Consider the following 15,598-nt stretch of genomic DNA (forward strand, 5'->3'; position numbering starts at 1 on the left):
GCGATTCATGAAGTAAAAGCATCGCTATATAAGTATTACGAACAAGTGAAAGCCAGTGGTTTAATGGAGTTCAATCAGGCCGTTCAGACCCTGAAGAATTGGCAAGTTGAAGTGCTGAATAGCTTTTCCTTCAATTACAGCAATGGTTTTATTGAGGGATTGAACAATCAAACGAAAGTCATTAAACGGAATGCGTTTGGATTTAGAAGATATGATCGCCTTCGATTTAAGGTGTTACTGCATCATCAATTCAAAGAATTAAAAGACTTTCAAGTAGGATAAGGAGTGGGAACAGGCTTCCCACCCCAACAATTGACGTAGAACCTAAAAAGGGCGATCCTTTTATTCTTCTCAAAACCAGGCGTTCGATAACCGCAAATGTGTGCGATTAATGATGAAGGAAGAAAGTACAAACTCATACGGAAAGCACCGGTCTCTATTTAAACTTAGTAGCAACTCCGAAATATATTGAAAAAACCAAAAAAATCAATAACGATTTTCTTACAATTTCCATTAAAGCTTTACAAGCATAAATGGTTTTCTTTATTCTTATACATAAAAAGAAACGTTTTGGATCATGGACGGAGGCTATCATCATGAAAAAATGGTTGGCAACAGCTTTCCTAGTTATCCTTTTAGGTCTCATTATTTTTACAACCTTTTCTGAAAAAGATGAGGTGGAACAACAAAAATCTTCGGCAAGTCAGGAAACAGGGATGGTTGCACCTAATGCACCCGACGGATTACAAGTAGGGGAGCAGGCTCCGGATTTCACCTTAGAGACGTTGAACGGAGAGACTGTTAAGCTTTCTGATTTTCGAGGAAAAAAAGTTTTTCTTAATTATTGGGCCACTTGGTGTCCACCTTGCCGCGAAGAAATGCCTGAAATGCAGAAGTTCCATGAAAAATATGGGGATGAAGTGGTCATGCTCGCTGTTAACGGTACCGGAACAGAGAAAAAAAGGGAAGATGTTGGCCGCTTTGTCAAAAACGGAGGGTATACATTTCCTATACTACTGGACAAGGAGCTCGAGATTAATCAGACATACCAGATCCTATCCATCCCTACCACTTATTTCATCGGTACAGATGGCGTCATTCAAGAACCAAGAATTGTTGGCCCGATGACCTATGAAATGATGGAAAAGAAGAAAGATGCATTGGAATAGGAATATTTTTATCAAATCATGGAAATCCTACCTATAAAAGGAGAGATATCCATGAGAAAACACAAAAGCATATCTTTTGAAGAACGTGTGAAAGAAAATATCCGATCCATCAAAGCTGATCAAAAGCTGTTGGATCAAATCGATGAACGGATTGAGAAGCGTCATAATGAGCGTATGAAGCAAATCCCATCGTAAGTGGGGTTTGTTTTGTACATAGAGTAAATCATGAGGGAAGGAGCATGCTCCTTCCTTTTTCTTTTCATAATTCGTCTCCTTCCTGGGAAAAGTAAGGGATGACTCATCAAGGGTCCATTGAAATTTACAGGAGGGGAACGAACATGTCCCATAAACAACAGCATATGGCGAACCAAAAACCAAATCCTGACAATCGCGCAGATAACGTCGATCGTCTCCAAGAAAAAGTGACGAACACGATTGAAAACATCGAAGAATCCCATGATGCAATGCGGTTTGCATCAGAAGAAGAAAAGAGAAATATCGAAAAGAAAAACAAACGAAGAAATCAATCGTTAGAAGCTATGCGTGACGAAATTAAGGACGAAGCTCGTCATCAACAATATTAACGTTCTGATCAACCGCTTCTCTCAAGAGGAGCGGTTTTTTGTCTATAGATTGAAGGCATCTTCATCTACATCAAATCTTGACTATGATAAAATGGATATCGGCGATAGAAAAGGAAGTGATGAAGATGTTAGAACAACTGAAACAGTGGAACAGTTTAGAACAACAGCCTCCTATTTCCGAAGTGGAGGCTTTACGATATATGGACCAAACGGATGGGGAGCAGGAGAAAGAAGCAAAAGCTTTGCTTTATGTCACGCTTGCCTACCACCGGATTAAGAGACACCCGGGAGATGACCCTCTTGCGGAGCAATTCATCGATGAGGCACGGGTTCTCAATCCCTCGCATCCTTTAGTGGCGGAATTGTATGAGTCTCAACAGTTGATGCAGGCCTATACATTATTGAAAAAAACGCCACTTGATCAGTGGATTCTTCATGAAACCGATCATGATTCTGCAAAAGCAAAAAAAGCGAAAGCTATATACTCTGATGTTTGTGATTTGAAGGAGCAGTGGGACGAAGATCTAGCCCAAAAAACAATCATCGATGCTTCCAGCCGGTTGACCTTGTATCGAGACGTTTATGAGGAATTGTCTGATTTGGAAGAGATGTTGGAAGAAGCCATCAATTCTATAGAAAATAGACGGATCCGTGTTCCTGTGAAAGAAATCAACGAGCGTACTAGACGTCTTTCCGATAATCAGGATGAGATTTACAAACGATTGCCAAGCTTTCTGACAAATCAATCGTTTCAAAATCCATTGGAAGCGTTCGATCAAATGGTAGGACTGCATGATGTGAAAACGTATATTCGGCGTTATTATCACTTCTTAAGATACCAGCAGCAAAGAAAGAACTATGGTTTTTCCATGGTCGATGAGCCTGGATTACATATGATTATTACTGGAAACCCCGGAACCGGAAAAACGACGATTGCCCGGCTGCTCGCTAACATTTATCATGAGCTTGGAATTTTAGATACGAAAGAAGTCGTGGAAGTGAATCGGTCCCACCTTGTCGGGTCTTATGTTGGGCAAAGTGAAGAGAATACGATGAACTACGTCAAACAGGCGATCGGTGGTGTTTTGTTCATTGACGAAGCTTACAGCCTGAAAAGGGAAGGTCAAACAGGAAATGATTATGGACAAGCGGTCATTGACACCCTTGTTTCTGCGATGACGAGCAAAGAATACGGAGGCAAGTTCGCTGTCATTCTTGCTGGTTATCCTGAAGAAATGCGCCAATTTTTATGGTCAAATCCAGGCCTTCGGAGTCGTTTTCCTGAACAAAATCATATCGAACTTCCTGATTATCACATGGATGAACTGTTGACGATTGCTGAGCAGACGGCAACCGACAATGATTTCTTTTTCACAACACATGCATTAAACGAATTCACCTCACTCATTGATCGAGAGCGTGTGGATGACTCCTTCGGTAATGCACGCACGGTCAAAAACTTAGTATTAAAAACTGTATTCCAAAAAGGAGCGAAGGAAGCAGAACAGGATAAACATCATTGGCTGGATCATATGAGAATATCTGCCGAGGACCTTGCATGGGACAGGGAAACGGATGAAGACGAACGTTCTCCTATGCAACGATTGGATGAACTGATTGGATTGTCTAATGTCAAAGAAGAAGTGAAAAAACTGTCATCCTTCGTTCAAGCCCAACAAAAGAGAAAAGAAAAAGGGTATCCTGTCGTTCCTATCCAATTGCATTCTGTATTCTCAGGAAATCCAGGGACCGGAAAAACAACGGTCGCAGAAATCTATGCAGATGTCCTGAAAGAATGCGGGTTGTTAAAGAGGGGCCATACCGTGGTCGTCTCCAGAAGCGATCTTGTCGCCGGCTATGTAGGACAGACAGCCATCAAAACAAAACGGAAGATCCGGGAAGCACTCGGCGGTGTCTTGTTCATTGATGAAGCCTATTCGCTATACAACGGAGGCAGAGATGATTTTGGCAAAGAAGCCATTGAAACCCTCGTCGACGAAATGACGAAACACAATGAAAACCTCGTCGTTGTCCTTGCTGGTTATCAACGCGAAATGGAGCAGTTGGTGGAAAGCAATCCGGGTCTTTCTTCAAGGTTTAAAAAGTATTTCCACTTCCCGGATTATACAGAGGAAGAGCTGATTGCTATGACACACTATCAGGCACAACAATACGGGTATCATTTCAATGAGTGGGCCGAGTCATTCCTCTTAGAAAAATACACGGATCACAAAGTCAGGGGGAACGGACGCTTCATCAATAATCTTGTGAACGAAGCGATTCAATTCCAGGCGATTAGAATCATGGAGGATGAAGCGGAAGATATGAATGAACTTGAACTCGTCGATTTAGAAAAAGCATGGAATATGGTGCGAAGGGAGTCTTCCTAATGAAAGTTGTCGAAACACCGATTCAAGTAAGGTATCAGGAAACAGATATGATGGGTGTCGTTTACCATGCCAACTATTTAGTCTGGTTTGAGATTGGACGAACATCCTTCATTGAAGACCTTGGATTTATGTATTCTGAAATCGAAAAACAGGGCGTCGTTTCTCCTGTCATTGATGCTCAAATGAGTTTTAAAAAACCTGTAAAATACGGAGACCCTGTCCATGTACGGACATGGGTGGAAAATTATGATGGTCTTCGTGTTTCCTACGGCTACGAAGTGGCGTTTAAAAACGGGGATATAGCGGTCACGGGTGTAACGAAACACGTCATCGTCAAAAAAGATAACTTCAAACCAGTATCGATCAGGCGGAGTTTTCCTGAATGGCACGAAGCTTATTTGGCTGCCATGGAGACGCAATCCTAATGGCTTTCGGTGTGAAAAAGTCGGAACTCATGGATTGGAAAGCGAAAGTAAAGCGAGGAGAGATTGCTTTTTTGACTCATTTTTGGCTGGATGATCGTTTTCCTGGTTGCGATACAGTCACAAAAGTCGGTTGCTGTGACCTCAACAAATTGAAGGCATGGGGAGAACAATACGGTTTAGAACCGGAGTGGATTCATAAAGATCCTCGGTTTCCTCATTTTGATTTATTTGGAGAACGGCAGTTGCATATATTGGAAGAAGAAGGGTACTGGGAGCACATCCATCGTTTCCAATTACACAAAAATAAGACGCCATAGTGGCGTCTTATTTTTTATATTCAAAGGATGGCTCATTCCATTTTTCGTCTAAGGTAACTTCCAATGAATGATCATCGAAGTACCACTCATCATCCGCTTCAATGTAGAAATGAATTGGCCCGGTCGTCGTTTCTGCAATTGGTTCTTCAGGATCCTCCAGTTTGATGGCAAGAGAAAAGCCAGGTTGAAGACCACCGACGCCGCCATAACGGACGTAAAATCTTAAATCGACGTTTCCATCGATATCCAGTTCCTCTTCATACCATTTCGCTGCTTCTTCTGTTACTGTTAAGTTCATTAGATCAACTCCTGTAATGGGGTTCCGTGTTTGTCTCTTTCCTCTGTCGTCGTTTCATAAACCTATTTTTTACGAGAAGACGGATCAGAGTTATGATTCGATTGCTTCATGGGTACAGGGTCGAATCCTCCCGGATGGAATGGGTGGCACTTGAGAATTCTTTTGACAGTCAAATAGCTCCCTTTGAAAAAACCAAAACGTCGAAAAGCCTCCAGGCCGTATTCTGAACACGTCGGCTGAAACCTGCATGATGGTGGAAAAAAAGGACTGATGCCCTTGCGGTAAAATTGAATCAATGCAATCATGATTTGCTTCATCGGGTCACTTACTCAGCTTCCTTTTTCTTATCATAACTGAGGCTCGCCACTGCATCATGCAGGTGAATGGATTCTTCGTTGCGGCACTTGACTGTGAACGCTTCTACAAATGAATACTCATAAAGATCGGCAGCGACAAGTCGTACGATATCCTCGACAAATCGAGGGTTTTCATAGGCTTGTTCTGTCACCATCTTTTCATCGGGACGCTTCAATACTGGGTGAATGCGGGCACTTGCATTGCTTTCTGCTGCTTCTAAAAGCGCCGCTTTCCAATCGATTTCCTGCTCCTTGAAGTCATCTGTCAATTTCACACTCATGGTCACGTTTCCGCGTTGGTTGTGCGCACTATATTCACTGATTTCCTTGGAACAAGGGCAGAGCGTCGTAATTTTTCCAGTAAGAGTAACGGTGACATCATGTCCCGTTTCCTTGTCATATTCCACGCGAATGGTTGCATCCGCGTGGTTCATCCCTGCAAGACCCGAGTATGGGCCTTTTCGTTCAAAGAACCATGGAAATGTCACTTCCACTTCCGCATCCGTTTGCTTTAGGCGGCCGGCTAGCTCTTCGGTGAATTGTTTCAGTGTTGCAATGTCCATGGCGAATCCTTCATTGTGGTATTTATCAAGCTGCTCTGTGAAGCGGCTCATGTTTGTGCCTTTACTTCCTTGAGCAATCGAGGATCCGAATGAAAAGGTTCCAATCGTTGTTTGAATTTCAGGCGTCATTGTGCTTGGAATACGAATGGGGTGTTTGACACTGGAAATCCCAACCATATCGATATCAAATAAAAAGTCTTTCTTCGAGTTTTGAAGGTCAGCCATCTGGTCTTTTTCCATAGGCTTTGTCCGAGGACCCGGCTCTACTGAGCCGAATAATTTATGGCGTTCTTTTTTTGATGGCAATTGTTTGTTCTGGTTCAATTCAGTCTTATTCATAACAAAGACTCCTTTCAGGCCTTCTTTCTATGTCAAAGTATACAATATGTATTTCTGAATATACAATGGATTGCTTGATGAGTGTGCATTTATAGAATACACCATAAAAGAAAGCCTATCCTTTCATGGGATAGACTATCTCCGCAATCGTTACCCTTTTTAAACTTGAATCGTTTTTACATCCATGTGATTTTTGGCTCTGTTTTATTGATGATCCTCTTGATGTTTGCGCGGTGGCGGTAGATTACAAAGATGGTAAACAAGGATATGATGATGGTCAAGCCGTAATCCTTCACGACCAAAGTGGCGACAATCCCAACGATCCCGCTTATCATCGAAGATAAGGAGACGTATTTACTTAAATAGAGGACAATGAAAAAGGATAATAAGAGCACGGCAAATATGATTGGGTTGACACCAAGGATCACGCCTCCGGATGTAGCAACTGCTTTTCCACCTTTAAAGCCCGCAAATACAGGATACATGTGACCAACTACCGCAAAAATCCCAATCACAAGAGGAATGACCTCAGCTCCCATAAAGTAAGGGAGAGCGGCGGCTGCAGTCCCTTTCAAAATATCAGCGATCGTAACAATTAAACCTGCTTTGATCCCTAAAACTCGGAATGTGTTCGTGCCTCCAAGGTTTCCGCTTCCGTGTTCGCGTATATCCGTACCGTAACCGATTTTACCTACAATTAACCCTGAAGGGATGGACCCAAGGAGATAGGCGATGAGGATATAGAGTACATATTCCAATAAGTTCAACTCCTTCTGCGCTTTCTACTATTTTATCATGGGCTAGATAGATAAAGAACTCTTATTTCATAAGGCAGCTTCTCTATTATATCAATTTAGTACCAGGTATCAAGTTGTTTTACAGGAGAGGGGAAGAGAACCAGCCGGATGACGTTTTAGAGATTCGGGCATGATTAGAATGCAGGAGAATTGCAAAATGTTTCAACTTATGGAAATGTGGTTATAGAAATAGGTCTTTTATTTTTTGTTTAGGGGGAAAACGATGATCACGTTCACTGATGTAACGAAGACTTACCCGGATGGAACTACAGCGTTGAGAAACATCAACTTGGAAGTGCAAGAAGGAGAATTACTTGCGCTTATAGGTCCTAGTGGCTGCGGGAAAACAACAACGATGAAAATGATTAACCGTCTGATTCATCCGACGGAAGGAACCATAACCATACATAACAAAGATATTAGAGAATACAACATTCACGAACTACGTTGGAATATCGGCTATGTGCTGCAGGAAATTGCTCTTTTTCCACATATGACGGTAGAAGAGAACATTTCGGTCGTACCGGAAATGAAAAAGTGGAAGAAAAAAGACCTGTCAAAACGTATTGTTGAGTTGATGAATATGGTGGGACTGGATCCGGAAAAACACCGGAAAAGAAAGCCGAGTGAACTTTCCGGCGGACAACAGCAAAGAGTAGGGGTTATACGGGCTTTAGCTGCAGACCCGGATATTATTTTGATGGATGAACCATTCAGTGCACTCGATCCCATCAGCAGAGATCAGTTGCAAACCGACATCCGTCAATTGCAGAAGGAAATTAAGAAAACGATCGTCTTTGTCACTCATGATATGGACGAAGCTCTCGCGCTTGGCGATCGTGTCTGTCTCATGAAAGCAGGAGAAATCGTCCAGTTGGATACTCCACAAAACCTCATACTGAATCCATCCAATGAGTTTGTTGAAGATTTCATCGGAGGAAGAAAAACTCCATGGCAGACAGCTGTTGATGTCATTATGAGTCATGCCGAAAAGCGTGTCTTATCCGAAAAAGAATTCAAGGAAGGTCATGTTGTCCTGGACGGGCCTTTCGCCCTTAAAAGTCACGACGGAACGTATCGAGGAATGATCGAGGATGGGAATCAGGTGCAGGCACCTCCATTATCCAATGATATGATTCTGAGAGACGCTGTTCGGATTTTTGAAGAAGACCACTCTTCCATTCTACCAGTCGTCAAAGGTGATCAACTGATCGGAACCTTATCCTATAGGGATATTGTCCTCTACCTTAAAGAACAGTCACGTAAAAAGGAAGAGGAGGTAGAGAATAAATGAGCGAGTTTCTAGAAGTTTTTAACCAACGACAGGGCATTCTATTAGAGAAAATATGGGAACACCTACAAATATCCATTATTGCATTAGTGATTGCTACTTTAATTTCCGTACCCCTCGGCTTATGGCTGACGAGAAAGCAGAGAGTTGCGGAACCGATTATCGGCATGACGGCCGTTTTGCAGACGATTCCAAGCCTTGCTGTGCTGGCTTTCCTTATTCCATTTTTCGGTATTGGACAAACACCAGCCATCATTGCCCTTGCTGCTTACGGGCTCCTTCCTATCCTTAGAAACACGTACACAGGAATCAAGGAAGTTGACCCCGCTTTAAAGGAAGCGGCGACGGGGATGGGCATGAAATCATTCAGACGTCTTTCTAAGATTGAACTACCGATCGCCATGCCTGTCATTATGGCTGGAATACGCACATCCATGGTATTGATCGTAGGGACAACTACCATTGCTGCCCTTATTGGTGCAGGAGGCCTCGGGGATTTAATCCTACTTGGTTTGGATAGAGGGGGAGACGCCAATCTTATCTTGCTGGGAGCTATTCCGGCTGCGTTACTAGCAATTATTTTGGATCTTATTCTTCGTCTATTTGAACGAACTTCAGCCAAATCCGGCTTCCGTTCACTCGTCAGTTTATTAGTGATTGCAGCATTGATTGCTGTTGGTCCATTAGCGTTCGGTGGAAAAGTGAAGAATGACTTAACATTGGGAGCTAAGCTTGGATCAGAGCCCGCCATTCTCATTAATATGTATAAGCTTTTAATAGAAGAAGAAACAGACTTGAGTGTAGGTCTTGAACCGAACTTAGGAAAAACAGATTTGGTTTTCAGTGCCTTGCAGGAAGGAAGTATCGATATTTATCCTGAATTTACAGGAACAGCCATCGTATCTCTCCTAGAAGAGGAAGCAAACAGCAATGAACCACAAGAAGTATATGAACAGGCGAAAGAAGGCATGGCAGAAACCTATGATATGTCCTTTTTACAACCAATGGAGTTCAACAATACCTACGCTGTAGCGACTACCCAGGAGCTTGCAGAGCAATACGATCTTGAAACGATCGGGGATCTGAAGCCGGTTGAAGATCAAATTACCGCTGGTTTTACACTGGAATTTAATGATCGTCAAGACGGGTATCAGGGTATGAAAGAAGTATATAACTTGAACCTAGGGGAAGTCCGTACGATGGACCCTGGCTTGAGGCAGGGAGCTATTGAAGGTGGTGAAGTTGACATCATCGACGCTTACGCTACTGCTAGTTATATGGTTGACCTCAACTTAAAAGTATTAGAAGATCCGGAAAATCTATTTCCGCCATACCAGGGCGCTCCATTGATGAGACAGGAAACCTTGGACCAATATCCAGAACTAGAAGATGTCCTGAATCAATTGGGAGGAAAGATTACTGGCGATAAAATGAGGGAAATGAATTACCAGGTTGATTTTGAAGACCGTGCTCCTGAAGAAGTGGCAAGAGAGTATCTGGTCAATGAAGGATTAATCGACGAATAGGAGGTTTAAAGATGAGTTTTGAGAATCCATCTCAGGCAGAGATCCGGGATCTATTGGCACAATCGAAGACGATTGCTGTCGTAGGCCTTTCGGATAAGCCGCACCGCACATCCTATCAAGTGAGTGAAGCGATGCAGAACGCCGGGTATAAAATCATCCCGGTGAACCCTCAAATCACGGAGTCCCTTGGTGAAAAAGCAGTGGCGAGCCTGCGAGATATCAAAGAACCAATCGACATTATCAATGTCTTTCGACGATCCGAACATTTGCCGCAAATTGCAGAGGAATCGAAAAATATTGAGGCTAAAGCCTTTTGGGCTCAGCAAGGGGTGTATTCAGAAGAAGCAGATCGCATCTTGAATAATGATTCAAAGCTTGTCATTATGGACTCTTGCATTAAGGTCGCCCATGCGATTTACCGCTAATAAAACAACGATGAAAATGAAAAAATCCCTGTTCATCCAGGGGTTTTTTCATGTTTTTTGGAAGATTTATGTTTGCGAAACCTTATAAAATCGCTACAATATAACAAGCGGCGTTTTTTATTATGGACATCGATCAGCTCAATAAACCAGAAAAGGTCCCTTTCTAAGAAAGAATAATAGGAGAGCTATGGTTTAACAGAGCGGTTGTCTAAGAAAGAATAAGAAATGTAAGCGAAATCAGCAGGGATGCTTTTATTCATCCCAGCATTGTGCATGGGTCTTCAGCCTTTTCTGGATCATAAGCCAATCAATGGAGTGGAAGATCCTCCACACCGTTGATTGACTTATGTCGTGAGTGCTGAAGCACCTGGAGTTGCACTCATCGTTTACATAATCGAACGTTTGTTCTATTATTGATGTAGCAGTGTGTTAGAGAAAGGAGCCGATGGTAAATTGTCGAGTCAAAATCAAACGTATTCAGATGATTCTATTCAAGTGCTGGAGGGATTGGAGGCCGTTCGGAAAAGACCGGGGATGTATATTGGATCCACGGATCATAGAGGTCTGCACCATCTCGTTCACGAAATTGTAGATAACGCTATCGATGAGGCGTTATCTGGATTCGGCGAAAAAATGACTGTCACGCTCCATAAAGATGGTAGTGTATCGGTTCAGGACGAAGCCCGTGGGATGCCTACAGGGATGCATAAAACAGGAAAACCGACACCTGAGGTGATTTTGACCGTTCTTCACGCCGGAGGTAAGTTCGGACAAGGAGGTTATAAATCCTCAGGGGGCCTGCATGGTGTTGGTGCTTCTGTGGTGAATGCTTTATCCGAATGGTTAGAAGTTCACATATGCAGAGATGGCGAGAAATTTTATCAGAGATTTGAGAACGGGGGCGTCCCTGTCACTTCTTTAGAAAATAAAGGAGCCACCCGCAAAACAGGAACAACGATCCGCTTCAAACCGGATCCTTCCATTTTTTCAATGACGAAGTTTAATTTTGAAACATTATCCGAACGTTTAAGAGAAGCAGCCTTCTTGCTGAAGGGATTCCGGATTATCCTTGTGGACGAACGAAAAGAAACGGTCAAAGAAGAGTATCAATATGATGACGGACTCGTCTCATTCGTCGAGTATTTAAATGAAGAAAAAGATACGCTCCATTCGGTCGTTTCTTTCGAGGGCAGTCATAGTGGAATTGAAGCGGATTTCGCTTTTCAATTCAACGACGGGTTTGCAGAGAACATCTTATCCTTCGTCAATAATGTACGCACGAAAGATGGAGGAACCCATGAATCCGGAGCTAAAACGGCCATCACAAGAGTGTTCAATGATTATGCCAGAAGAGCACAACTTCTGAAGGATAAAGATAAGAATTTAGAAGGAAACGATATCAGAGAAGGATTTACCGCGGTTATATCTGTGCGAATTCCAGAAGAACTCCTTCAATTTGAAGGTCAAACCAAGAGCAAACTCGGAACATCTGAAGCCCGCTCCGCCGTTGATGGAATCGTCGCTGAACAGTTATCCTATTTCCTCGAAGAGAATCCGGATGTCGCTGCTATGCTCATTAAAAAAGCGATCAAAGCGAAAGAAGCGAGAGAAGCCGCCAGAAAAGCTAGAGAAGATGCTCGTTCAGGGAAGAAGAAGAAACGGAAGGATACCCTTTTAAGCGGGAAGCTTACCCCTGCTCAATCTAAAAATGCCAAAAAGAATGAGTTGTACCTCGTGGAGGGAGACTCAGCGGGCGGATCAGCAAAGCAGGGCCGTGACCGTAAATTCCAGGCCGTTCTTCCTTTGCGAGGAAAAGTAATCAATACAGAGAAAGCGAAAATCGCGGATATCTTCAAAAATGAAGAGATCTCAACGATCATTCATACCATCGGTGCTGGAGTTGGTGGGGACTTTACGCTGGAAGACTGTAACTATGATAAAATCGTCATTATGACCGATGCCGATACCGATGGGGCACACATTCAAGTGCTTTTACTAACCTTCTTTTATCGATACATGCGACCACTTGTAGAAGCAGGGAAAGTCTTCATCGCACTTCCTCCCCTTTATAAAGTTTCAAAAGGAAAAGGGAAGAAAGAAAAAGTCGAATATGCGTGGGATGAAGAAGGCATGCAGAAGATATTGAAGGAATTCAAAAACGGCTATTCGATCCAACGATATAAAGGTTTAGGTGAAATGAACGCTGATCAGCTTTGGGAAACGACGATGAACCCGGAATCACGTACTCTGATTCGGGTTACGATTGACGACATCGCCCGCGCCGAACGCAGGGTGACGACGTTGATGGGAGATAAGGTTGAACCTCGCCGAAAATGGATTGAATCCCATGTCGCTTTTGGTCTTGAAGATGAAGCGAGCATACTGGAAAACGATAAAATACAGACGTAAAAGGGGGACCTTCTGTTGGCAGAGGCAGAGAAGTTTTTAGATTTACCATTAGAAGAGGTTCTCGGAGACCGCTTCGGGAGATATAGTAAATACATTATCCAGGAACGTGCCCTCCCTGATGCCAGGGACGGGTTGAAGCCTGTACAGCGGCGTATCCTTTATGCGATGCACCAGGAAAAGAACACGCACGACAAAGCTTACCGGAAATCCGCGAAAACGGTCGGTACCGTTATCGGTAATTATCACCCCCACGGGGATACATCCGTTTACGATGCGATGGTCCGCTTAAGCCAAACGTGGAAAGTGAGAAAGTCCTTAGTAGAAATGCACGGAAATAACGGAAGTGTCGATGGTGACCCGCCCGCCGCTATGCGTTATACAGAAGCAAGACTTTCCGCTATTTCATCCGAACTGCTCAGGGACATTGAAAAGCAGACGGTGGAGTTCATTCCGAACTTTGACGACACGATCGATGAACCGACCGTGCTTCCGGCCAAGTTTCCTAATCTTCTTGTCAACGGCTCTACGGGGATTTCCGCAGGTTATGCGACAGAAATCCCTTCCCACAATCTCGGGGAAGTGATTGATGCGGTGATCATGAGGGTCGATAAACCTGAAGCGACTGTACCTGAACTGATGACGAAATTAAAAGGTCCGGATTTCCCAACAGGCGGGATTCTTCAGGGAATCGATGGGATCCAGAAAGCCTATGAAACAGGAAGAGGAAAAATCGTTTTGCGCGGTCGTGCAGAAATTCAAGAACAGCGTGGAGGACGGGAACAAATCGTCATCGACGAAATTCCTTTTGAAGTGAATAAAGCAAGCATGGTCAAACGAATGGATGAACTGAGAATCGATAAAAAAGTTGAAGGAATCGCTGAAGTCCGTGATGAAACGGATCGTACCGGCCTCCGTGTCGTAATTGATCTAAAGAAGGATGCAAACAGTGAAGGAGTTCTCAATTACCTTTACAAGCATACGGACCTTCAGATCTCTTACAACTTCAATATGGTCGCCATTCATGAGCGGACACCCAGCCTTATGAGTCTTCCGATGATGCTTGACGCCTATATCAAGCACCAGAAGGAAGTAGTCACAAGACAATCCATTTATGACTTGAATAAAGCAAAGTCTCGTGCTCACATTGTGGAAGGTCTGATCAAAGCGATTTCCATTTTGGACGATGTCATCGCAACGATTCGCAGCTCCAAAGACAAAGCGGATGCAAAGCAACAGCTCATCGCAAGTTACGATTTCACAGAAGAACAATCAGAAGCGATCGTTACCTTGCAGCTGTATCGTTTGACGAATACAGATATTACAGCCTTGCAAAAAGAAGCAGATGAACTGAAAAAGCAAATCGAATATTTAGAAAAACTGCTGTCCAGTGAAAACGAAATGATGAAGGTCATTAAAGCGGATCTTCGTTCCATGAAAAAACAATACAATGATGATCGTTTGACGAAGATTGAAGAAAAGGTAGAAGAGTTGAAAGTAGACCTTGAAGTGACAGTTGCGAGTGAAGATGTGCTCGTGTCCGTGACGAAAGATGGGTATATCAAGCGGACAAGCCTGCGTTCCTATGCAGCATCAAACGGGGAAGATTTCGCCATGAAAGACGGCGATCACCTGTTAGGTCTATTTGAAATCAATACGACGGATACCATTTTACTCTTTACCAACCGCGGAAAATATTTGTTCTTGCCTGTACACAAACTGCCGGATATTCGTTGGAAAGACCTTGGTCAGTACATTTCCAATATCGTACAGGTGGAAAAGGACGAATATATTGTAGAGGCCATACCTGTTCGCGACTTCACATCTGAAGAATACCTTCTTTTCTTCACGAAGAACGGAATGGTTAAGAAGAGCGATTTACAGCTCTATCAAGCCCAGCGCCATTCCAAAGCACTCGTTGCCATCAATCTGAAAAATGATGATGAAGTGGTGGATGTCCACAAAACGGATGGGCAGTCGGATTTGTTTATTGCTACAAAGAAAGCTTATGGTCTTTGGTATCATGAAGAGGAAGTGAACACCGTCGGTCAAAGAGCGGCAGGGGTAAAAGCGATCAACTTGAAGGAAGACGATGAAGTTGTGTCTGGACAATTGTTCAGAGCGTCCGAAGATCCATCGATCCTTCTAACGACCCACCGTGCCGCGGTGAAGCGGATGCGGTTGAAAGAGTTTGAACGAACAACACGTGCTAAACGCGGGGTGCTCATGTTAAGAGAGTTGAAAAAGAATCCGCACCAATTGGTGGATGTGCACCTTGTAAACAGAGATGATCAAGTGATGATCATGACGAAAAAACAAGAGACCATCGTCGTTAACACGATGGACTTTAAAGCGAATGATCGTTACAGCAATGGTTCTTATGTCCTGGATACCGAAGAAAAAGGACAAGCGGAAGAAGCGTGGATCAAGCCGGTCTACTGTGTACCGTTTGAAACAGAATCTGATACAGAATGATGAGTAAAGCCCTCTGAATCCAGAGGGCTTTTTTACTTAGGTGAAAAAGGATCTGTTGGAGGAGTAAGCGACTTTCCATTGCCCGGGGGAAATCTTTTTTTCTATTCCATGAGTGAAAAGATCATTATGTAGTGAAAGGGAAAGAGGATAAATCAGTTCATGCTGATAACTGGGGGATTTTGTAATGGGGAGTAATGCACACGAATGATGTCATTCTTTAGACCGTTGTATTTTCAG

16 protein-coding genes are annotated in these 15,598 nt (G+C 43.3%); 12 read left to right on the forward strand and 4 right to left on the reverse strand.

What is annotated here, in order from left to right:
* The 7 genes from BLS23_RS10240 to BLS23_RS10265 form a co-directional block, all read left to right on the forward strand.
* On the forward strand, positions 1-282 hold a 282-nt coding region (locus tag BLS23_RS10240), incomplete at its 5' end, for a transposase (protein WP_143015253.1).
* Between the two features lie 314 nt (positions 283-596).
* Complete coding sequence (locus tag BLS23_RS10245) at positions 597-1,169, forward strand: TlpA family protein disulfide reductase (protein ID WP_089652466.1); 573 nt, start codon at positions 597-599, stop codon at positions 1,167-1,169.
* Between the two features lie 51 nt (positions 1,170-1,220).
* Complete coding sequence (locus BLS23_RS21390; protein ID WP_160912244.1) at positions 1,221-1,364, forward strand: FbpB family small basic protein; 144 nt, start codon at positions 1,221-1,223, stop codon at positions 1,362-1,364.
* A 143-nt stretch (positions 1,365-1,507) separates the two neighbouring features.
* Positions 1,508-1,753 (forward strand): small acid-soluble spore protein Tlp, encoded by a 246-nt coding sequence (tlp, locus tag BLS23_RS10250; protein ID WP_374189734.1) that lies wholly within the window; start codon positions 1,508-1,510, stop codon positions 1,751-1,753.
* 125 nt (positions 1,754-1,878) lie between these two features.
* The gene (locus BLS23_RS10255) at positions 1,879-4,143 is read left to right on the forward strand and encodes an AAA family ATPase (protein ID WP_089652467.1); all 2,265 of its coding nucleotides are present in this window, start codon (positions 1,879-1,881) and stop codon (positions 4,141-4,143) included.
* On the forward strand, positions 4,143-4,568 hold the full coding sequence (locus BLS23_RS10260) for an acyl-CoA thioesterase (protein ID WP_089652468.1): 426 nt from the start codon (positions 4,143-4,145) through the stop codon (positions 4,566-4,568). Before BLS23_RS10255 ends, BLS23_RS10260 begins: the two co-directional genes overlap by 1 nt.
* Complete coding sequence (locus BLS23_RS10265; RefSeq protein WP_089652469.1) at positions 4,568-4,885, forward strand: hypothetical protein; 318 nt, start codon at positions 4,568-4,570, stop codon at positions 4,883-4,885. The genes BLS23_RS10260 and BLS23_RS10265 overlap by 1 nt, the downstream gene beginning before the upstream one ends.
* A gap of 7 nt (positions 4,886-4,892) precedes the next feature.
* Here BLS23_RS10265 and BLS23_RS10270 read toward each other — a convergent pair whose 3' ends face one another.
* The 4 genes from BLS23_RS10270 to plsY all read right to left on the reverse strand — a co-directional run bounded on the left by BLS23_RS10270 (position 4,893) and on the right by plsY (position 7,199).
* Positions 4,893-5,183, reverse strand: coding sequence for a HesB/YadR/YfhF family protein (locus BLS23_RS10270; RefSeq protein WP_089652470.1), 291 nt, complete (start codon positions 5,181-5,183; stop codon positions 4,893-4,895).
* Between the two features lie 62 nt (positions 5,184-5,245).
* Entirely contained in the window at positions 5,246-5,500 is a 255-nt protein-coding gene (gene yidD, locus BLS23_RS10275) for a membrane protein insertion efficiency factor YidD (protein ID WP_089652471.1), read from the reverse strand.
* 8 nt (positions 5,501-5,508) lie between these two features.
* Positions 5,509-6,441, reverse strand: coding sequence for a GTP cyclohydrolase FolE2 (gene folE2, locus BLS23_RS10280; RefSeq protein ID WP_089652472.1), 933 nt, complete (start codon positions 6,439-6,441; stop codon positions 5,509-5,511).
* Positions 6,442-6,617: 176 nt separating this feature from the next.
* Positions 6,618-7,199, reverse strand: a complete 582-nt coding sequence (gene plsY / locus BLS23_RS10285) for a glycerol-3-phosphate 1-O-acyltransferase PlsY (RefSeq protein WP_089652473.1) — start codon at positions 7,197-7,199, stop codon at positions 6,618-6,620.
* A gap of 262 nt (positions 7,200-7,461) precedes the next feature.
* On the opposite strand from plsY, the gene BLS23_RS10290 reads away from it, so the two are divergent.
* From BLS23_RS10290 to parC, 5 genes are all read left to right on the forward strand, one after another.
* On the forward strand, positions 7,462-8,532 hold the full coding sequence (locus BLS23_RS10290) for an ABC transporter ATP-binding protein (RefSeq protein WP_089652474.1): 1,071 nt from the start codon (positions 7,462-7,464) through the stop codon (positions 8,530-8,532).
* Positions 8,529-10,055 carry an ABC transporter permease/substrate-binding protein gene (locus BLS23_RS10295; RefSeq protein WP_089652475.1) on the forward strand — a complete coding sequence of 509 codons (1,527 nt, stop codon included), beginning with the start codon at positions 8,529-8,531 and terminating at the stop codon, positions 10,053-10,055. The genes BLS23_RS10290 and BLS23_RS10295 overlap by 4 nt, the downstream gene beginning before the upstream one ends.
* Before the next feature lie 11 nt (positions 10,056-10,066).
* Positions 10,067-10,480: a CoA-binding protein gene (locus BLS23_RS10300; RefSeq protein WP_089652476.1), complete on the forward strand. Its 414-nt coding sequence runs from the start codon at positions 10,067-10,069 to the stop codon at positions 10,478-10,480.
* A 453-nt stretch (positions 10,481-10,933) separates the two neighbouring features.
* On the forward strand, positions 10,934-12,889 hold the full coding sequence (parE, locus tag BLS23_RS10305; protein ID WP_089652477.1) for a DNA topoisomerase IV subunit B: 1,956 nt from the start codon (positions 10,934-10,936) through the stop codon (positions 12,887-12,889).
* A gap of 15 nt (positions 12,890-12,904) precedes the next feature.
* Positions 12,905-15,361, forward strand: a complete 2,457-nt coding sequence (gene parC, locus BLS23_RS10310; RefSeq protein ID WP_089652478.1) for a DNA topoisomerase IV subunit A — start codon at positions 12,905-12,907, stop codon at positions 15,359-15,361.
* Positions 15,362-15,598: the final 237 nt, after the last annotated feature.

This window comes from Halobacillus aidingensis (assembly GCF_900104185.1).
Lineage (GTDB): Bacteria > Bacillota > Bacilli > Bacillales > Halobacillaceae > Halobacillus > Halobacillus aidingensis.